Annotated in this window: 21 protein-coding genes; 17 read left to right on the forward strand and 4 right to left on the reverse strand. The window is 65.8% G+C overall.

The window, feature by feature from the left end:
* Positions 1 to 37 precede the first annotated feature (37 nt).
* Entirely contained in the window at positions 38 to 232 is a 195-nt protein-coding gene (locus tag PSAL_RS00630; RefSeq protein ID WP_119839103.1) for a DUF1127 domain-containing protein, read from the reverse strand.
* A gap of 366 nt (positions 233 to 598) precedes the next feature.
* On the opposite strand from PSAL_RS00630, the gene ruvC reads away from it, so the two are divergent.
* From ruvC to PSAL_RS00715, 17 genes are all read left to right on the forward strand, one after another.
* On the forward strand, positions 599 to 1,096 hold the full coding sequence (ruvC, locus tag PSAL_RS00635; protein ID WP_119839102.1) for a crossover junction endodeoxyribonuclease RuvC: 498 nt from the start codon (positions 599 to 601) through the stop codon (positions 1,094 to 1,096).
* Positions 1,093 to 1,764, forward strand: a complete 672-nt coding sequence (ruvA, locus tag PSAL_RS00640; RefSeq protein WP_119839101.1) for a Holliday junction branch migration protein RuvA — start codon at positions 1,093 to 1,095, stop codon at positions 1,762 to 1,764. The genes ruvC and ruvA overlap by 4 nt, the downstream gene beginning before the upstream one ends.
* Before the next feature lie 69 nt (positions 1,765 to 1,833).
* Positions 1,834 to 2,889 carry a Holliday junction branch migration DNA helicase RuvB gene (ruvB, locus tag PSAL_RS00645; protein WP_119839100.1) on the forward strand — a complete coding sequence of 352 codons (1,056 nt, stop codon included), beginning with the start codon at positions 1,834 to 1,836 and terminating at the stop codon, positions 2,887 to 2,889.
* A gap of 70 nt (positions 2,890 to 2,959) precedes the next feature.
* Positions 2,960 to 3,607, forward strand: a complete 648-nt coding sequence (locus PSAL_RS00650; RefSeq protein WP_119839099.1) for a hypothetical protein — start codon at positions 2,960 to 2,962, stop codon at positions 3,605 to 3,607.
* 110 nt (positions 3,608 to 3,717) lie between these two features.
* Positions 3,718 to 4,107 (forward strand): tol-pal system-associated acyl-CoA thioesterase, encoded by a 390-nt coding sequence (ybgC, locus tag PSAL_RS00655; RefSeq protein WP_119839098.1) that lies wholly within the window; start codon positions 3,718 to 3,720, stop codon positions 4,105 to 4,107.
* Positions 4,108 to 4,232: 125 nt separating this feature from the next.
* On the forward strand, positions 4,233 to 4,928 hold the full coding sequence (gene tolQ / locus PSAL_RS00660; protein ID WP_119839097.1) for a protein TolQ: 696 nt from the start codon (positions 4,233 to 4,235) through the stop codon (positions 4,926 to 4,928).
* A 2-nt stretch (positions 4,929 to 4,930) separates the two neighbouring features.
* Positions 4,931 to 5,440 (forward strand): protein TolR, encoded by a 510-nt coding sequence (tolR, locus tag PSAL_RS00665; RefSeq protein WP_119839096.1) that lies wholly within the window; start codon positions 4,931 to 4,933, stop codon positions 5,438 to 5,440.
* A gap of 6 nt (positions 5,441 to 5,446) precedes the next feature.
* A complete protein-coding gene (locus PSAL_RS00670; protein ID WP_196941884.1) occupies positions 5,447 to 5,836 on the forward strand; it encodes a hypothetical protein in 390 nt (129 codons plus the stop codon).
* Between the two features lie 165 nt (positions 5,837 to 6,001).
* Entirely contained in the window at positions 6,002 to 6,331 is a 330-nt protein-coding gene (locus PSAL_RS00675) for a hypothetical protein (RefSeq protein WP_196941885.1), read from the forward strand.
* Positions 6,332 to 6,405: 74 nt separating this feature from the next.
* The gene (locus PSAL_RS00680; protein ID WP_196941886.1) at positions 6,406 to 6,705 is read left to right on the forward strand and encodes an energy transducer TonB; all 300 of its coding nucleotides are present in this window, start codon (positions 6,406 to 6,408) and stop codon (positions 6,703 to 6,705) included.
* Positions 6,705 to 8,060, forward strand: a complete 1,356-nt coding sequence (tolB, locus tag PSAL_RS00685) for a Tol-Pal system beta propeller repeat protein TolB (protein ID WP_119838611.1) — start codon at positions 6,705 to 6,707, stop codon at positions 8,058 to 8,060. The genes PSAL_RS00680 and tolB overlap by 1 nt, the downstream gene beginning before the upstream one ends.
* Positions 8,061 to 8,156: 96 nt before the next feature.
* Positions 8,157 to 8,756, forward strand: coding sequence for a peptidoglycan-associated lipoprotein Pal (pal, locus tag PSAL_RS00690; RefSeq protein ID WP_119838612.1), 600 nt, complete (start codon positions 8,157 to 8,159; stop codon positions 8,754 to 8,756).
* Positions 8,757 to 8,799: 43 nt separating this feature from the next.
* On the forward strand, positions 8,800 to 9,702 hold the full coding sequence (gene ybgF, locus PSAL_RS00695; RefSeq protein ID WP_119838613.1) for a tol-pal system protein YbgF: 903 nt from the start codon (positions 8,800 to 8,802) through the stop codon (positions 9,700 to 9,702).
* Complete coding sequence (gene tilS / locus PSAL_RS00700) at positions 9,699 to 10,952, forward strand: tRNA lysidine(34) synthetase TilS (RefSeq protein ID WP_119838614.1); 1,254 nt, start codon at positions 9,699 to 9,701, stop codon at positions 10,950 to 10,952. Before ybgF ends, tilS begins: the two co-directional genes overlap by 4 nt.
* An 80-nt stretch (positions 10,953 to 11,032) precedes the next feature.
* Entirely contained in the window at positions 11,033 to 12,952 is a 1,920-nt protein-coding gene (ftsH, locus tag PSAL_RS00705) for an ATP-dependent zinc metalloprotease FtsH (protein ID WP_119838615.1), read from the forward strand.
* A 185-nt stretch (positions 12,953 to 13,137) separates the two neighbouring features.
* A complete protein-coding gene (locus PSAL_RS00710; protein WP_119838616.1) occupies positions 13,138 to 13,722 on the forward strand; it encodes an MOSC domain-containing protein in 585 nt (194 codons plus the stop codon).
* Positions 13,723 to 14,196: 474 nt separating this feature from the next.
* Positions 14,197 to 15,873, forward strand: a complete 1,677-nt coding sequence (locus PSAL_RS00715; RefSeq protein WP_119838617.1) for a formate--tetrahydrofolate ligase — start codon at positions 14,197 to 14,199, stop codon at positions 15,871 to 15,873.
* On the opposite strand, the gene pdeM is transcribed toward PSAL_RS00715, so the two are convergent.
* Genes pdeM through PSAL_RS00730 form a run of 3 tightly spaced genes read right to left on the reverse strand, consistent with a single transcriptional unit; the run spans position 15,870 to position 19,637 of the window.
* Entirely contained in the window at positions 15,870 to 16,520 is a 651-nt protein-coding gene (pdeM, locus tag PSAL_RS00720) for a ligase-associated DNA damage response endonuclease PdeM (protein ID WP_119838671.1), read from the reverse strand. The two genes, PSAL_RS00715 and pdeM, sit on opposite strands and share 4 nt — an antisense overlap.
* A 41-nt stretch (positions 16,521 to 16,561) precedes the next feature.
* Positions 16,562 to 18,979 carry a ligase-associated DNA damage response DEXH box helicase gene (locus tag PSAL_RS00725; protein WP_119838618.1) on the reverse strand — a complete coding sequence of 806 codons (2,418 nt, stop codon included), beginning with the start codon at positions 18,977 to 18,979 and terminating at the stop codon, positions 16,562 to 16,564.
* A gap of 37 nt (positions 18,980 to 19,016) precedes the next feature.
* Entirely contained in the window at positions 19,017 to 19,637 is a 621-nt protein-coding gene (locus PSAL_RS00730) for a MarR family winged helix-turn-helix transcriptional regulator (protein ID WP_231388568.1), read from the reverse strand.
* Between the last annotated feature and the right edge of the window lie 52 nt (positions 19,638 to 19,689).

Raw genomic sequence — 19,689 nt, forward strand, 5'->3', positions numbered from 1 at the left:
TTCCGTTCCCCTTGCGACCTTTCGGCCGCAGCAGCCGTCAGCGGCCGACGACGGAGTCGATATCGCCGCGGACGAGGCCGATGTCGTTCAGTTCGCGGTCGGTCAGGCGGGACAGGGCCTTGCGGGTGGCGCGGGCGTCGTTCCAGTTGATGACGGCGGTCATCACGCGGTAGACGGCGCTGGCGGCCGACAAGTGCAGGGAAGAATTCGGGTTTGTATGGGTCGCGGTCATCAGAGTTTCCTTTCAAGGGGAACCGGGTCAGGAATGTCGTTCGGCATAGGCCGTATCGGTCTGTTCTGAGCCGCAGGTAGAGTTTTCATTTCGCCCAATCAAGCGCCATTTTTTGCATGGCCGCATGCATTTTTTGCATGCCTGTGGCGATCTTCAGGAAATTGTAACAGATCCGAAGATTTCCCTTCACAGGCAGGTGAATTCGCGTCGCGAATCGCCTGTTTTCGACATGGATTTGTCTGTCCGCGACATCTCGTGACGCTTTGGTTCAAATTCCAAATTGCTTGGCGCATGTTCTTGCTTCGTGCTATTCCGTAAAAAAGTCCCCTCAGAACGGGAAAAATCGACGAAAGGGCAGGGCAGAGCATGCGGATTTTGGGCATCGACCCCGGATTGCAGAACCTCGGATGGGGTGTGATTCGTGTCGAAGGCAGCCGGATCAGCCATATCGGCAATGGCGTCTGTCACGGAACCGGGCCGGATCTGCCGCGCCGCCTGCTGGCGCTGCATGACCAGCTGAGCGAGGTTGTCGCGCAATATGAACCCGATGCGGCGGCGGTCGAACATGTCTTCGTCAACCGCGACGGGGCCGGCACGCTGAAGCTGGGTCAGGCCCGGGGCGTGGCACTTCTGGTGCCGGCGCGCTTCGGGCTGGAGGTCGGTGAATATGCTCCCAACAAGATCAAGAAGACCGTGGTCGGGGTCGGCCATGCGGACAAGGTACAGGTGCAGCATATGGTGAAACTGCAATTGCCGGGCGTGAAGCTGGCCGGGCCGGACTCGGCGGATGCACTGGCCGTGGCCCTGTGCCATGCGCATTACATGGCCTCTTCCCTGGCGGAAGCGATCCGGAGGCAGGCATGATCGGCAAGATTTCCGGCATTCTCGATTACAAGGCGCTGGATCACGTGCTGATCGACGTGCGCGGGGTCGGCTATATCGTGCATTGCTCGGACCGGACCCTCGCCGCCCTTGCCGGGCCGGGCCAGCCGGTCGCGCTTTATACCGACATGCTGGTGCGCGAGGACCTGCAACAGCTGTTCGGCTTCCCGACGCTGGTGGAAAAGGAATGGCACCGTCTGCTGACCTCGGTTCAGGGGGTGGGGGCCAAGGCGTCGCTTGCCATCCTCGGGGCACTGGGGCCGGATGGCGTCGGGCGGGCCATCGCGCTTGGCGACTGGAATTCGGTGAAGGCGGCCAAGGGCGTCGGGCCGAAGATCGCACAGCGCGTGGTGACCGAGTTGAAGGACAAGGCCCCCGGCGTGATGGCCATGGGCGCCGGGCCAACGGCCATCGGCGATGCGGTGGTCGAACCCGAGGCCCCGGTCGCCCCCGCGCCGCGCAAAGCTGCCCCAGCGCCGGCGGTCCCGGTGGTGAACGCGCAGGGGGATGCCCTGTCGGCGCTGACCAACCTGGGCTATCAGCCGGGCGAGGCGGCCTCGGCCGTGGCGACGGCGCTTGGGGACACGCCCGATCTCGATACCTCTGGGCTGATCCGCGCCGCCCTGCGCCTGCTTGCGCCCAAGGACTAGGCCCCGCAGATTGACGACAGCGGGGCCCAGCCCCGTTCGCCCCTCCGAAGGCCCCCATGAAAGGCCCCCATGACCGAGCCCGATCCCACCCTGCGTGCCGACCCGCTGCCCGAAGATGCGGCGGCGGATACGCGTGCCCTGCGGCCCCAGCACCTTGAGAATTTCATCGGGCAGGCCGAGGCGCGGGCCAACCTGTCGGTCTTCATCCAATCCGCGCGCCAGCGCGGCGAGGCGATGGACCACACGCTGTTCCACGGTCCGCCGGGCCTTGGCAAGACGACCCTGGCGCAGATCATGGCCCGCGAATTGGGGGTGAATTTCCGCATGACCTCGGGCCCGGTGCTGGCCAAGGCCGGGGATCTGGCTGCCATCCTGACCAACCTCGAAGCCCGCGACGTGTTGTTCATCGACGAGATCCACCGTCTGAACCCCGTGGTCGAAGAGGTCCTGTATCCTGCGCTCGAGGATTTCGAGCTCGACCTCGTGATCGGCGAAGGCCCCGCCGCCCGCACCGTCCGGATCGAGCTTCAGCCCTTTACCCTTGTCGGGGCGACCACGCGCCTTGGCCTGCTGACCACGCCGCTGCGCGACCGGTTCGGCATCCCGACGCGGCTGCAATTCTACACGGTGGATGAATTGCACGAGATCGTGACCCGCAATGCCCGGCTGATGGGCGTGCCCGCCGATCCAGATGGCGCGCGCGAAATCGCCCGGCGCGCCCGGGGCACGCCGCGGATCGCCGGGCGTCTGCTGCGCCGGGTGGTGGATTTCGCCGTGGTCGAGGGAGATGGCCGGATTTCGCGCGAACTGGCGGATTCCTCGTTGACCCGCCTTGGCGTTGATCACCTAGGCCTCGACGGCGCCGACCGGCGCTATCTGAACATGATCGGCGAGGGGTATCAGGGTGGCCCCGTGGGGATCGAGACCATGTCGGCCGCCCTGTCGGAAAGCCGCGATGCGTTGGAAGAGGTGATCGAGCCCTACCTGCTGCAGCAAACCCTGATCCAGCGCACCCCGCGCGGGCGGATGCTGACGCAGCGCGCCTGGCAGCACCTTGGCCTGACCCCGCCGCGCGCAGCGGGCCGAGCGGGCGAGGCCGATGGCCCGGACCTGTTCGGCGGGTAAGGGCGCGCGCTTTCACCTTGATCTCCGCCCCTCGGCCTGTGAAGCAGGGGCGCCACGAAAGGAGCCCCCAATGGCCGGATTTGCCCCAGACGCCCCCCGGATCGAAACGCTGTTCACCGACGAGCAGGGTCAGTTCCGCTTTGCCCGCTGGTCGCGGCCCATCGTGCCGGTGATCTTCGGGGCGGCCGACGAAAGCCTGCCGCCGCTGAAGGGCGCGATCGAGACCGTCGTCATGGCTGCGGGGCACAAGATGTCGGACAATGACGCGGACCTGGGCGCCAATCTGATGATCTTCTTCCTGAAGGACTGGCACGAACTGGCCGAGGTGCAGAACATGGATCAGCTGGTGCCGAACCTGCCGGATCTGCTGCCCCGCCTGCAGCGCGAGGATGCCGATCAATACCGGTTCTTCCGCTTTGATGCGGATAATTCCATCAAGGCGGGCTTTGTCTTTCTGCGGATGCGGGGGGCGCTGGTAAAGATGTCGGCAGCGGACCTGGGGCTGGAACAGATGCTGAAGGCGATGCTGCTCTGGGCGCCGGACGCCTTTGCCGAAAGCTCTGCCCTGGTGCGGGATGGGGAAACCGGGCAGGGGCTGCTGCGGCCCGACCTCGCCGCGATCCTGAATGCGGCCTATGATCCGGTGTTGCCCGGCTTCAGCGACGACGCCAGCCTGGCGCTGCGCCTGGCGGCAAGGGCGCAGCGGTTCTACAACTGACCGGGCAGGGGGGGGCCGGCTGGCGGGCAGTCCGCAAAGAGCGATGACCCCTCTTGCGGGGTCTGTTCCGGAATGGTTCACTGTGCCCGAACCCGGCCAAAGGACACCCGATGACCCATCGTTTCAGCCTGCGAGTCTATTACGAGGACACCGATCTTGCCGGTATCGTCTATTACGCGAACTACCTGAAATTCATCGAAAGAGCGCGCAGCGAATGGGTCCGCAGCCTTGGTATCGACCAGGCTGTAATGAAGTCCCGCGACGGCATCGTCTTTGCCGTCCGCCATATCGAGGCCGATTATCTGTCTCCGGCGAAATTCGACGATGAACTGGTCGTCGAAACCACGCCCGAAGCGGTGACCGGCGCGCGGATCGTCCTGAAGCAGGAGGTGCTGTGCGGCGGCGACATCCTGTTTTCCTCGCACATCACCCTTGTCGCCCTGTCGGACACCGGCCATCCGGTCCGTTTGCCGGCAGATATCCGCCTGATGCTGCACTAGCGAGGCGCAAGCGACAGCGCAGAAAGGGCGATCAACGGCAATTCATTGGCCTTTCGTCGCGGGCTGCTGTAATTTGCCGGGCAATCAGGCTGCAAGAGACAGCCGACACGGCAAAGAGCAGGCATATGGATCCAACTACCCTCGCAGCGGCGCAGGAGCTCGACTTCTCGATGCTCGGCCTGGTGGCCCGCGCCACACCGACCGTCAAGATCGTCATGGCCCTGCTGGTCCTGTCGTCTTTCTGGAGCTGGTCGATCATCATCCAGAAGTTCATCTCCTACCGCCGGGCCCGGCGCGAGGCGACGCATTTCGACCGGGCCTTCTGGTCGGGCGAACCGCTGGACGAGCTTTTCGACGAAATCGGGCCCGACCCTTCGGGACGCTCGCAGCGGATCTTCGCGGCCGGCATGACCGAATGGCGGCGCTCGCAACGCAATGACGGCCAGATGATCGCCGGGGCGCAGGCCCGCATCGACCGCAGCATGGATGTCGCCATCGCCAAGGAGGCCGAGGCGCTGCAATCCGGGCTGCCGGTGCTGGCGACAGTTGGCTCTACCACCCCCTTCGTCGGGCTGTTCGGCACGGTCTGGGGCATCATGCATGCCTTCGTCGGCATCGCCGAAAGCCAGAACACCAACCTGGCCGTCGTCGCCCCCGGTATCGCCGAGGCGCTTCTGGCCACGGCCCTTGGCCTGTTGGCTGCCATCCCGGCGGTGATCTTCTACAACAAGTTCTCGACCGATTCCGATCGCATCGTCGGCGGCTACGAAGCCTTCGCGGACGAATTTTCCACCATCCTCAACCGCCAGCTGGAGAGCTGAGCATGGGGGCCGCGATGCAATCTTCGGGCGGTGGCAAGGCGGGGCGCCGGGGGCGGCGTCGCGGTGGCCGCGCCCGTCCCATGGCCGAGATCAACATCACGCCCTTCGTCGATGTCATGCTGGTGCTGCTGATCATCTTTATGGTCGCCGCGCCGCTGATGGTCGTCGGGGTGCCGGTCGAATTGCCCAAGACCGCGGCCACGTCGCTGCCCTCCGAGCAGGAAGAGCCGCTGACCGTCACCGTCACGGCCGATGGCGGCGTGCTGATCCAGACCACCGAAACCGCCCGCGAGGACCTCGTGGCCAAGCTGCGTGCTGTTGCGGCGGAACGCAGCTCCGACCGGATCTACCTGCGCGCCGATGGCGCCGTTTCCTATGAACAGGTGGTGCAGATCATGGGTGCGCTGAACGGCGCGGGCTTTGCCAACATCGGGCTGGTCACGGATACCGGCGGCCCGGATCTGGGGGCTGAATCCGGTGCGGGGGCGCCGGGGACCGGCGCAGAAAATTAGATCGCCATGAACGCAGGACAAGTCATATCCGGGGCGGGCCATATCGGCCTGATCGGCTGGCTGCTGTTCAGCGGCCTGTTCCAGTCGACCCCGCCCGAGGTCGAGGTGACCCCGGTCTCCATCGTCACGGCCGAGGAATTCGCGGCGCTGCAAAACCCGCAGCAACCGCCGCCCGCGCCGGAACCGCAGATGCCCCGGCAGGAAACCCTGCAAGAGGCCGAGCCAGAGCCGCTGCCCCCCGAGGCGCTGACCGAAACCACCCAGCCCGATATGCCCGCGCCGGAACCAGAACCCACCGTCACGCCGCCGCAAACACCGCCCGAACCGCGCCCCCCGCAGGCGCGCCCGGAACCGCTGGTCCCGGTGCAGCCCGATACGCCCACGCCCCGGACGTAACCGCCGCGCTGCCCCCGAGCCGGCGCCGACACGGCCCGAAGCCCCGCCCGCCCCGCAGGATGCGCCCTGTGTGACCCCGAGCCGGTCGAGCGGCCGGATACCGACGTCCCGGTCGAAGATGTCGCCCGTGAAGAGGTCGCGCCATCCGACACGCCGGCCGAGATCGTGCAGCCCGAACAAGAGGCCGCCGCCCCGGAAGAAAGCACCACCCGCATCGTGACCGAAGCGGATGAACCTGCCGCCGCGCCGGAACCGGCGCCGCGCGCCCCGGAGCAATCCGTGCGGCCCAGGACCCGGCCCGCGCCGGTCATCGCGGCCGAGCCTGAACCCGAACCGCAACAGGCCCCGGCGAGCGATACCGCGACCGCGACCCCGGAACCTGAGCCCACGCCCACACCTGACCCCGCGCCCACGCCCGAACCCAAGCCGACCCCGGCCCCCACGCCCGCACCGGAACCGACCCCGAAGCCGATCCCGACACCCAGCAGGCGCTGATCGATCAGGCCCTGGCAGAGGCGCTTGGCGGACAGGGCAGCGATTCTCAGGCTCAGCCCCTGACGGCCGGAGAGATGAACAACCTCCGCCTGTCGGTCGAATCCTGCTGGTCGGTCGATCCGGGTTCACCGGCGGCGCAGGTGACCGTGACGCTGGCCTTCTCGATGGACCGCGAAGGCCGTGTTCTGCCCAATTCGATTGAAATGGTGGCGGCAACCGGTGGCGAAGCCTCGGCGGCGCGGACGGCCTTCTTGGATGCGCGCCGTGCCGTGCTAGCTTGCCAGAGAGAAGGCTATCCTCTGCCGGCTGAAAAGTACGACCAATGGCAGAACATCGAAATGACTTTTAACCCGGAAAACATGCGGAATCTGTAATGATCTCATCGCAACGAACCCGATCCCTTCTGACCTCTGCCGCAGCGGTTCTCGCCCTCATGGGGGCGGCCCTGCTGCCAGGGCTCGCCGCGGCGCAATCCTCCGGACCACTGAGGATCGAGATCACCGAGGGCGTGATCGAACCGATGCCCTTCGCGGTGCCCGATTTCGTCGTCGAAGGCGGACAGGCCGGTGATCTTGCCGCGCAGATCAGCCGCGTCGTTGCCTCGGATCTGGCCGGCACCGGCCTGTTCCGCGAAATCCCGCAAAGCGCGCAGATCGGGCGCGTGACCTCCTTTGGCGCGCCGGTGCAATTCCCCGACTGGAAGGCCGTCAACGCCGAGGCCCTGATCACCGGCGCGGTTGCCGTGCAGGGAAGTCAGGTCAATGTGAAATTCCGCCTGTTCGATGTCTTCGCAGGGCAGGAAATGGGCACCGGGCTGCAGTTCTCCGGCACCACGGACGGCTGGCGGCGCATGGCCCACAAGGTCGCGGACGAGGTCTATTCCCGGATCACCGGAGAAGGCCCCTATTTCGACAGCCGAGTCGTCTATGTCGCGGAAACCGGCCCCAAGGACGACCGGCGCAAGCGGCTGGCGATCATGGACTACGACGGTGCCAACACCCAGTACCTGACCGACAGCACCGCGCTGGTTCTCGCCCCGCGCTTTTCCCCGACCGGGGACCGGGTCCTTTATACCAGCTATGAAACCGGCGTGCCGCGGATCTATGTGCTGGACGTGGGCAACGTGCAGCGCCGGGTGCTGAACACCGGCGATGGCGACATGAGCTTTTCCCCGCGCTTCGGCCCGGATGGGCGCACCGTGGTTTATTCGCTGAGCCAGGGCGGCAATACCGACATCTACCGCATGGACGTGAATTCCGGCCAGCCGGTGCGCCTGACCAATGCTCCCTCGATCGAGACCGCGCCGAGCTTTTCGCCAGATGGACAGAACATCGTCTTCGAAAGCGACCGCTCCGGCACCCAGCAGCTTTACATCATGTCCGCACAGGGCGGAGAGCCGCGTCGGATTTCCTTTGGCGACGGGCGCTATGGCACCCCCGTCTGGTCACCGCGCGGCGACATGATCGCCTACACCAAGCAAAGCAAGGGGCGCTTCCATATCGGCGTGATGCGCACCGATGGCTCCTCTGAGCGGCTGCTGACCGCGTCTTTCCTGGACGAAGGCCCGTCCTGGTCGCCCAATGGCCGGGTCATCATGTTCGCGCGGGAAACCCAGGGCGCAACCGGGTCGTCGTCGCTTTATTCGGTGGATGTCACCGGGCGCAACCTGCAGCGCGTCCAGACCCCCGGCGGGGCCAGCGACCCGGCCTGGTCGCCGCTGCAACGCTGATCCTTTCCCCCGGAGGGCCCGGCGAAATGCCGGGCATTCCGTGGCCCCGTCACACGTGCTAAACTGATCCAAAGCAATAAACCCGAGGCTTTACAGATGATCTATCCGGCAAAGACCACTTCGTCGCGGGGCAAGCGGCCCCAGGCGCAGAATTCCGACACCAGCAAGTCCCGTTCCCTGCTGCCCAAGGCGCTGCTGCTTTGCGCCGGTCTGGCGCTGGCGGGCTGTACCGATCCCGACCGGTTCGATTACCTCGACGGGGCCAATGGCGCCGGTGGGGCCGGGGCAGGTGGCGCCGTGGTGCCGGGCAGTTCCAACGACCCGGCCTCGCCGCTTTATTTCCAGCAAACGGTCGGTGACCGGGTGCTGTTCCTGGTCGACCAGTCGACGCTGAGCCCGCAGGCCGAACAGGTCCTTGCCGGTCAGGTGCAATGGCTGAACCGCAACACCGACTACGATGCGGTGATCGAAGGCCATGCGGACGAACAGGGCACGCGCGAATACAACCTTGCGCTTGGCGCACGGCGGGCCAATTCGGTGCGCGAATACCTCGTGTCGCAAGGCGTCGCGCCCGGGCGCATTCGTACGATCAGCTATGGCAAGGAACGCCCCCTGGCGATCTGTTCGGAAGAAGCCTGCTATTCCCAGAACCGTCGTGCCGTGACCGTGCTTGCCGCCGGTGGTGCAGGCGTCTGATCGCCGCCCTGATCGCGTCATCTTCTTGCCGGAGGCCCCTGCCATGCGCCGGATCCTGATTTCACTCACCTGCTCCCTCGCATTTTGCGGGGGGGCTTCCCTGACCCTGGCGCAGACCGGGACCGTGCCTGCGACCGATGCCGCGGCCGCGCAGGATCAGACGCTGGCGGATATCCGTCAGCAACTGACCATGCTGAACGTGCAGGTCCAGACGCTGAACCGGGAATTGTCGACCACCGGCAGCGCCGGAACAGTGCTGACCGGGCAGGCGCCGCTTGACCGTCTGAATGCAATCGAAGGCGAATTGCGGCGGCTGACCAGCAAGACAGAAGAGCTTGAGCATCGCATCGAAACGATCGTCGCTGACGGCACCCGCCGGATCGGCGATCTTGAATTCCGCCTTGTCGAACTGGAAGGCGGCGATGTTTCCAAGCTGGGCGAGACCAGCACCCTTGGCGGCAGCGCGGCTGCAACCGCCTCTGGCACCGGCACCTCCGCGACGGCCGTGCCCCCGGGGCCCGTGCCGTCGTCCGCTGTTAACGGTGGCGCGGATCCGCAATTCGCCGTCGGCGAAGAAACCGATTTCCGCTCGGCGCAGACGCAACTCGATACCGGCAATTACGATGCGGCGCTGGATGGTTTCCAGTCCTTTACGGCCAATTATCCCGGCAGTCCGCTTTTGGTGGATGCAGAGCTTGGCAAGGCCCGCGCCCTGGAAGGTCAGGGGCAGACCAATGAAGCGGCCGCGGCCTATCTGCAGACCTTCACCCTGGCGCCCAAGGGCGATACCGCGCCGGTGGCCCTGTTCCGCCTTGGCGACCTGCTGAGCCAGCTGGGTGAAACCGCTGCCGCCTGTCGGACCTATGGCGCGGTCAGCCAGCGGTTCCCGGATACCTCGCAGGCCCGCGAAGCAGAAACGGCGGCGCAATCGCAAGGTTGTCAGTGACCGACCCGGATGCGCTTTTCCGCGAAATCGTCGCGGGGCATTTCCTGCCGGGGCCGCCGCAGGACATCGGTGTCGCGGTTTCGGGGGGCGGGGATTCCCTTGCCCTGCTGCATATTCTCGCTGAAATCGCACGGACCGAGGCGCTTGGCCTTCGGGTGGTCACCGTGGATCACGGGCTGCGACCCGCCGCACGGGACGAGGCCGAAAAGGTGGGCGAACAGGCCCGCGCCCTGGGTCTTGACCATGACATCCTGACCTGGACCGGCTGGAACGGAGAGGGCAATCTGCAGGATCAGGCCCGACGCGCCCGTTATCGCCTGCTGGCGGAATGGGCCAGGCTGCATGGCCTTCGCACAGTCGCCCTTGGCCATACCGCCGAAGACCAGGCCGAGACCTTTCTGATGCGGCTGGCGCGCTCGGCGGGCACAGACGGGCTGTCGGGGATGGCTGTGCGGCGGCGGGAAGGGTCGGTGACCTTCGTGCGCCCGCTGCTGGATCAACGCCGGACCGCCCTGCGCGGCTACCTTGAACGCAAGGGCATTGCCTGGATCGACGACCCTTCCAACGAAGACGACCGGTTCGAGCGCATCCGCATCCGCAAGGCGCTGGACGAATTGTCGGGCCTCGGCATCACCGTTTCCGCGATCAGCGAAACCGCCCGCAACATCGCCTCGGTGCGCAGCACACTGGCTTGGTACAGCTTTTCCGAGGCGCAGAAACTGGTCAGGATCGAGGCCGGTGATATCGTCATGGCGCGGGCCGGGTTCCGCATGTTGCAACCGGAAATCGCCCGTCGCCTGCTGATCCAGGCCCTGCTCTGGGTGTCGGGGGCGGAATACGCGCCCCGGCGCCGGTCGCTGGCCATGGCGCTGGAAGCGGTGCGGTCGGGGACGGGCATGACCCTGCACGGCTGCCACATCAGCCTTGACCAGTCCGACGTGCGCATCACCCGCGAAGCCGGGGCGGTGGCCGGTCTGACCGCCCGGCAGGGGCAGCATTGGGACGGACGCTGGCTGCTGATCGGGCCGTGGTTCGACGGCGCCGGGATCCGGGCCCTGGGCGAAGACGGTCTGGCGCAATGCCCTGACTGGCGTGGCGCGGGTCTGCCGTTCCGGTCGCTGGCGGGCTACCCTTCCATCTGGCAGGGTGATAGGCTGGTGGCAGCGCCCCATGCGGGCTTCGGCGAAGGCTGGACGGCGAAACTGCTCCGGGACGGGGACGCCTTCTTCTCGGCATTGCTTGCTCATTGAATGCGCGGGAATGAAACTTATTTAATCCCCTAAGGCCTTATGTTAGGCGCAAGAACACTAGTTTTCATGGGAGAGCTCACGTGGGCACCGCAAAAAACCTCGCCTTCTGGGCCGTGCTGCTGCTGCTGATAGTTGCATTGTTCAATTTGTTCAGCGGGTCAGGTAACACGCTGCAAAGCACCAACCGTCCCTATTCGACCTTTGTGTCCGAAGTAGACGACGGCTTCGTGACCTCTGTCACGCTGGATGGCGAAAAGGTTCTCTACAAGGGGACCGACGGTCAGGATTACGTGACGATCAAGCCGCAGGATGCGGAAGTCACCAACCTCTTGATCGACAAGAACATTCCGGTGTCGGCGAAAAGTCAGGAAGAAAGCGGTTTCCAGGCCTTCATCCTGTCGCTGCTGCCGATCCTGCTGCTGATCGGCGTCTGGATCTATTTCATGAACCGCATGCAGGGCGGCGGCAAGGGCGGCGCCATGGGCTTTGGCAAGTCCAAGGCGAAGATGCTGACCGAAAAGCATGGCCGCGTGACCTTTGACGATGTGGCCGGGATCGACGAAGCCAAGGAAGACCTTGAAGAGATCGTCGAATTCCTGCGCAACCCGCAGAAATTCAGCCGCCTCGGCGGCAAGATCCCCAAGGGCGCGTTGCTGGTGGGCCCTCCGGGGACCGGCAAGACGCTGCTGGCCCGTGCCGTTGCAGGCGAGGCCGGCGTGCCCTTCTTCACCATATCGGGCTCCGATTTCGTGGAAATGTTCGTCGGTGTCGGCGCCAGCCGTGTCCGCGACATGTTCGAACAGGCCAAGAAGAATGCCCCCTGCATCGTCTTCATCGATGAAATCGACGCAGTCGGTCGCCATCGGGGGGCCGGTTACGGCGGTGGCAACGACGAGCGCGAACAGACCCTCAACCAGCTTCTGGTCGAAATGGACGGCTTTGAAGCCAACGAAGGGGTCATCATCGTGGCCGCGACCAACCGTCGCGACGTGCTGGATCCGGCGCTGCTGCGCCCCGGCCGTTTCGACCGCCAGGTGACGGTGCCCAATCCCGACGTGAAGGGCCGCGAAAAGATCCTGAGCGTCCACGCCCGCAAGACCCCGCTGGGTCCGGATGTAGACCTGCGCATCATCGCACGCGGCTCGCCCGGTTTCTCGGGCGCGGATCTGGCGAACCTGGTGAACGAGGCCGCGCTGATGGCGGCCCGTGTCGGCCGCCGCTTCGTGACCATGCTCGACTTCGAAAACGCCAAGGACAAGATCATGATGGGGGCCGAACGGCGTTCCATGGTGATGACGCCGGCGCAGAAGGAAATGACCGCCTATCACGAGGCCGGTCACGCCGTGGTCGGCATGTCGCTGCCCAAATGCGACCCGGTCTACAAGGCGACGATCATTCCGCGCGGTCAGGCGCTTGGCATGGTGATGTCGCTGCCGGAAATGGACCAGCTGAACTACTTCAAGGACGAGCTGGAACAGAAGATCGCCATGACCATGGCCGGCAAGGCCGCCGAGATCATCAAGTACGGCGAAGGCACCGTTTCCAACGGTCCCTCGGGCGATATCATGCAGGCCTCGAACCTGGCCCGCGCAATGGTGATGCGCTGGGGCATGTCCGACAAGGTCGGCAACATTGACTACCAGGAGGCCGCCGAGGCCTTCCGCGGGGGCGGTGGCGCCGGTGGTTTCTCGATCTCGGCAAATACCAAGGAACTGATCGAGGAAGAGGTCAAGCGGATCATCGACGAGGGATATCAGCAGGCCTACAAGATCCTGTCCGAGAACAACGATGGATGGGAACGCCTCGCGCAGGGCCTTCTGGAATACGAGACCCTGACCGGTGCCGAGATCGCACGTGTCATGCGCGGCGAGCCGCCCCAATCCGAAGAGGACGGCGACGACGCGCCCGGCACGGGCAGCGCCCCTTCGGTCACGGCGATCCCCAAGACCAAGCCGCGCGGCAAGCCCGAAGGCGGGCTGGAGCCGGAACCGACCGCCTGAACCGAGGCATCAGCGACGACACGACAAAACCGGGGCCCTTGAGGCTCCGGTTTTTCGTTGGGCGGGCAGGGGGCAATTCCCCAGCGGGGGTGCATCGGAAGCGAGCGCGCGGTCCGTCGGCTCTTGCACGGAGGGCCCCGGGGCGGCATCGTCCCCCTATCCCGAAGCCCGAAAGGAGCCGCCCCGTGCCCGCCCTTGTGAAAACCGACTACATCGCCCGCGTTACCTGGCTGGGCATGGTCGCAGACCGCGAAGCCGCTCTTGCCTCGGGCGCGGTGCCCAGGATCACGGCGGGGTTCGACGGCCCCCGGGGCGAGGACCACGGCGGGCTGACCCGTCCGTCCTGTTCGCGGGTGCTGAATCAATATCCGAAACGTGGCACCGAGATCCGAAATGTGCGCCAGTTCTCGATTCTATCGGCCGAAGAACTGGCGAGGATCGCGGCCACCATGGGGCTGGACAGCCTCGATCCGGCCTTTCTGGGGGCGACGCTGGTTCTGGAAGGGATCCCGGATTTCACCCATCTGCCGCCATCTTCCCGGCTTCAGGGACCGGACGGCGTTACCCTGACGGTGGACATGGAAAACCTGCCCTGCACCCTGCCGGCGCGGGTCATCGAAGACGCGCTGCCGGGATACGGCAAGACGTTCAAACCCGCCGCCGAAGGTCGGCGCGGGGTGACAGCTTGGGTGGAAAAGGAAGGGGAGATTGCCCTCGGGGATCAGATGCGCCTGTTCATTCCCGCGCAACGTCCCTGGGATCCAATCTGAAAAGTAACCGACAAGGCCCGCGGAGGGGACGCGGGCCTTGTCGCGGCAGACTGAGATCAGCCGAGCAGGACCGCGGCAAGCAGAAGGGTTGCGGCGAAACTTGCGTGAAACACGATGGTGGCAGCGCTCATGTCATCTTACTCCTTGGCAGCATGTTATCCGTGGTCCTGTGTAGTTAACCCCGTCACGGCCCTTCGGTTCCATGGTGGTATTCCATACTTTCCGGACTGCGCAGCGATTACTGGAGGCGGGCATTAGGGCCGGGGCGACGTTACGGCAATGCGGCTCAAGCAACCCGCGCGCGATCGCACCCATTTGTGGCGCGCTTGCAACGTGTATACAGCCGGGGACGGGTTTCGCGTCGTTCGGGAAACAGGGAACGAAATGCCACGGTCATGCGGGCCCCGGACCCTTGCATTGCCGGGCCGCGCACGGTCTGCTGGGGGCCAAATGTCCCAATAGCAAGAGGTTGCAATGACGTCCCCCTCGGATATCGAGATCGCCCGCGCCGCCGGCAAGAAGCCAATCCGCGAGATCGGCGCGCGGCTCGCCATCCCCGAGGCGGCCTTGCTGCCCTATGGCCACGACAAGGCCAAGCTCGACAGGGATTTCATCTCTGGTCTGGAAACGCGCCCCGATGGCAAGCTGATCCTCGTGACTGCGATCACCCCCACCCCGGCGGGCGAGGGCAAGACCACCACCACGGTCGGCCTGGGAGACGGGCTGAATCGGATCGGCAAGCGGGCAGCGATCTGCATCCGCGAAGCCAGCCTCGGGCCCTGTTTCGGGATGAAGGGCGGCGCGGCGGGGGGCGGTTATGCCCAGGTCGTGCCGATGGAGGACATGAACCTGCATTTCACCGGGGATTTTCACGCCATCACCTCGGCGCACAACCTGCTGGCGGCGATGATCGACAACCATATCTACTGGGGCAACGCGTTGGAGATCGACCAGCGGCGTGTGGTCTGGCGCCGGGTGATGGACATGAACGACCGGGCGTTGCGCGACGTGGTGACCTCGCTCGGCGGTGTGACGAACGGGTTTCCGCGCCAGACCGGCTTTGACATCACCGTCGCTTCGGAAGTCATGGCGATCCTGTGTCTTGCGCAGGACCTGACCGATCTGCAGGCGCGACTGGGCGAGATCATCGTGGCCTATCGGCGTGACAAGACCCCGATCCGGGCGCGCGACCTCAAGGCGGATGGCGCGATGACGGCACTGCTGCGCGATGCGGCCCTGCCCAACCTTGTGCAGACGCTGGAAAACAACCCGGCCTTCGTCCATGGCGGCCCCTTCGCCAATATCGCCCATGGCTGCAATTCCGTCATCGCCACCCGTACGGCGCTGAAACTGGCCGACTACGTGGTGACCGAAGCGGGCTTTGGTGCCGACCTCGGGGCCGAGAAGTTCATGAACATCAAGTGCCGCAAGGCCGGGCTGTCGCCGGATGCGGTGGTGCTGGTGGCCACGGTACGCTCGCTCAAGATGTCGGGCGGGGTCGCCAAGGCGGATCTGGGGGAAGAGAACGCGCAAGCGGTCGAGGCAGGCCTTGCCAACCTGATCCGCCACCTTGAGAACCTGCGCGGTTTCGGCGTGCCGGTGGTGGTCGCCGTGAACCGCTTTACCGGCGATACGGAGGCCGAGCTGGACATCTTGACCCGTCGCGTCACGGAAGCGGGGGCAGAGGTCTTTCTGTGCAACCACTGGGCCAAAGGATCCGCCGGGATAGAGGCGCTGGCGACCCGTGTTGCCGACCTGGCCGACAGCGGCACGGCAGATTTCGCGCTGACCTATCCTGACGACACGGCCCTGCTGGGCAAGATCGAGGCTGTGGCGCAGCGCATCTACCGGGCCGAAGGGATCGACGCAGATGACCGTATCCGCGCCCAGCTTGTGGAATGGGAGGCCGCCGGCTTTGGGCACCTGCCGGTCTGCATGGCCAAGACGCAATACAGCTTTTCGGCCGATCCGACGGCGCGGGGCGCCCCCACCGGCCACCGTATCCCGATTCGCGAGGTCCGTCTGTCTGCCGGGGCCGGTTTCATCGTCGCGATCTGTGGCGATATCATGACCATGCCGGGCCTGCCGCGCCATCCCGCAGCAGAAAACATCGGCCTGAACGCCGCGCTCGAGATCGACGGGCTGTTCTAGCGCGGCATCGGGATCGGGCGCGGGCGCGGGCCGGTCAGGATCGCCAGCGCTCCGGGCTGCATCAGGCTGGTCAGCGCCGGGTCCCGGCTGCGCAGCCCGCCGGTATAGGTGCCAAAGGCCGGCAGGATGATCCGCGCGCCATCGGCCAGGAAACAGGGCCGGGCAGGCCCGCGCAGCCCGGCCTTGGGGTGGTAGTGGCCCGAAACCTCTCCCCGCGCCTCGGGCTGGGCGATATGGCGGAAGCACAGCGGGGCTTGCACCATGTCCCGCAGGTGGCTGCCGCCAAGGTTCAGAGGGCCGGGATCGTGGTTGCCTTCGATCCAGATCCAGCGCCGCCCGGCCTGCAGGCGCGCCAGCCACAGGTGGTCGGCCTCGCCAAGCGCGCGGACGGCGGCGGCATCGTCGAAACTGTCGCCAAGGCAGATGATCGTCGAGGGGGAGAGCGCCTCGATCTCGGCCTCCAGCCGGGTCAGCGTATCGCGGATCTCGTAGGGGGGCAGGGCGCTGCCCGCCCGGCGTGCGATGCGTTCGCTTTTCCCCAAATGCAGGTCAGAGACGCAAAGCAACCGCTGCTCCGCCCACCAGAGCGCGCCGGACCCGCGCGCCGTCAGCGTCGTTCCGGCGAAAGTGAAATCATAGCCGTTCATGGCACCCGTGTTGGCGCGGGACGGCGCGGGTTGCAAGCGGCTCACAGCAATCCGGCGGCGCGCATCAGGCGGTCGGATTCCGCCGCCTCCAGCCGGTCGCGGCCCTCGCCGACGACCGGGACTCTGCCGACCTCAAGGAACAGGGGCGCGGCCAGCGGGCTGACGCGATCCAGCCGGACATGATCGATCCGCCCGGCGATGCGGCGGGTCAGATCCTCGATCCGGGCGAAATCGACCAGACCCCGCATCGCCTCGTCCCGCGTGATCTGCATCAGCAGGTGGTCGGGGTCGTATTTCAGCAGGGTGTCGTAAAGGATGTCCGACGAAAAGGTCGCCTGCCGCCCGGTCTTTCGCGCCTGCGGGGTGTTGCGGTTCATCAGACCGGCAACGGTCGCGGCGGATCGAAAGGTCCGCTTCATCACCGCATTGCCCGCCAGCCAACCGTCCAGCCCGTCGCGCAGCGCCTCGGGGTCGAACAACGGCTCGGGGTCCTGCACGTCCTCCAGCCCCCAGATCAGCGTGGCGTAATCCGTGGCAACAAAGCCAAGCGGTGCGAGGCCCTGTTCCTCCATCCGCTTGGTCAGCAGCAGGCCGAGGGTCTGCATCGCATTGCGACCGGCAAAACCGTAGGCGACCAGGTGGTGACGCCCGTCATGGGGAAAGCTCTCCAGCAGTAGCCGGCCGGGTTCGGGCAGGCGCGAGACCTGGCGCTGCAGGGTCAGCCATTCGGCGGTATGGGCGGGCAGGCCAGGCCAACTGTCCTGCTGGAACAGGCGCAGGATGCGTTGGGACAACTGCGTCGAGGTGGCGAACTTGGTGCCGGAAAACACCGCGACCTTGGGCTTGCGGCCCGCGTCGCGGCTGACCTCGACCACCAGATCGCGCAGGCCTTCATAGCGCACGATCCGCCCGCCGATCAGGAAGGTGTCCCCCGCCGTCAGCGAGGCGGCAAAGCCCTCTTCAACCTCGCCCAGAGGTTTGCCACCGCCGCGTTTCAGCCGGACCTTCAGCATGTCGCTGTCCTGGATCGTGCCGATGTTCATCCGGATCAGCTGACTGGCGCGGGGGTCGCGCAACTGCCATTGGCCGTCGGGGCGCTGTTTCAGGCGCTGCCACTGGTCGTAGGCGCGCAGGGCATAGCCCCCGGTCGCCACATAGTCGAGACAGGCCTCGAACCTGTCGCGGGTCAGGGCCGCATAGGGCCCGGCACGGCGGAATTCATCGAACAGCGCATCGGCGTCAAAGGGCCCGGCGCAGGCGGTGATCAGGATCTGCTGGCAGAGCACGTCCAGCGGCCCCGGCCCGCGCGGATCGCCGTCCAGATCATTGTCGCGCGCGGCCTCCAGCGCGGCCAGGCATTCGACCACCTCAAAGCGGTTGGCGGGCACCAGCAGCGCCTTGGAGGGCGCGTTGTAGCGGTGATTGGCCCGCCCGATGCGCTGTACCAGCCGTTTGACGTTCTTGGGCGCGCCGACCTGGATCACCAGGTCCACGTCGCCCCAGTCGATCCCAAGGTCGAGACTGCCGGTGCAGACAACGGCCCGCAAGCGGCCCTGCACCATGGCCTTTTCGACCCTTTCGCGCTGCACCCGGTCAAGCGAGCCATGATGGATGCCGATTGGCAGGCCTTCGCTATTGGCCATCCAGAGATGATGGAAAAAGATCTCGGCCTGGGCGCGGGTATTGTGGAAGATCAGGGTGATGCGATGTTTACGCACCTGTTCCAGCACTTCTTCCATCGCGTGAATGCCACCGCCCCCGGACCAGGGCGGCGGCGCGGCCGTTGACAGCATCGCGATGTCGGGCGCCGGGCCGGGGTCGGCCATCAGCACGTGACAGGGCTGCGGTGCACGGGCCATGAAGCGGGCGAGGGCGGGCGGGTCCTCGACCGTGGCGGACAGGCCGACACGGCGCAGGCCGGGGCAGAGGCTGTCGAGCCGCGCCAGCGCCAGCATCAGCTGATCTCCGCGCTTGCTTTCGGCCAGGGCGTGGATTTCATCGACCACAACGCGCTGCAACCCGGCAAAGATCCGCGGCGCGTCTTCGTAGCTGGTGAGCAACGCGAGGCTTTCCGGTGTGGTCAGCAGGATATGGGGCGGATCGGCCCTTTGCCGTCGCTTGCGGGTATAAGAGGTATCGCCGGTGCGGTCCTCGATCCGGATCGGCAGGCCCATCTCGGCCACAGGCGTTTCCAGGTTGCGCCGGATGTCCGAGGCCAGCGCCTTCAGCGGCGAGATATAGAGGGTATGCAACCCGCTGTGATCGCCCCCGGCCAGTTCCAGCAGGCTCGGCAGGAAGCCCGCCAGGGTCTTGCCACCCCCGGTGGGTGCCACCAGCAGCAGGGACGGATCGTGCGCGCGCGCCAGCATCTCGGCCTGGTGGGGGTGCAGATCCCAGCCACGCGTGGTGAACCAGTCGCGGAACTGCGGCGGCAGGGAAGGGGGCAATTGCGTCGTCATGCGGGAAACCTAGGCCGGGCCTTGCGGGCTGACGACCCTAATGCGCCGATTTGTGCAGCCCGGCGCGCAATTCCGCGATGGTCGGGGCAAGGCGCGACTGGCCCTTGGCGCGGCTTTCCTCGGACCAGGTGGAAAAGCGGTCGAGCAGCGGCAGGAAGGTCTCGACCTCGGCATCGGTCCAGCCGGACAGGAAATCGCCCAGAAGCAGGAACTTGATCGTGCGCACGGCATTGACCGTGGCGCGGCCCTTGTCGGTCAGTTCGACGATGGTACGGCGGGCATCCTGCTGGCTGACCCCGCGCGCCAGAAGCCCCTGACCGATCAGTTCCGACACCAGTCGCGAGGCGCGCGAGGGGTCGATATGCAGCCGCGTCGCGATGGTCGAGACCATGGTTTCGCCGGTCTCGGTGCCGAATTCATTGCTGGGGGCCCAGGTGGCGATCAGCACGTCGAGCTTGGGCAGGTCGATGTCCAGCCCCAGTTCGGTCAGTGCCATTTGGCCCAGTTCGCGCTTGTCGATACGGCGGCGCCATTGCTGCAGAATCGCGTCCACCTCAAGCGCCTTGTCGGTCATGCGTCGCGTGATGCCCGCATGTTCCAGGAATGCCGCCATGTCTTCGTCTCGCGTACCGATGGGCCTGTCCTCCGGGTGGGTCATATTGCGTGCTATTGACATGCAAATGCGCAGTGCACATATTTACTTTAAACCA

This window comes from Pseudooceanicola algae (genome assembly GCF_003590145.2).
In the GTDB taxonomy this organism is placed as follows: Bacteria; Pseudomonadota; Alphaproteobacteria; order Rhodobacterales; family Rhodobacteraceae; genus Pseudooceanicola; species Pseudooceanicola algae.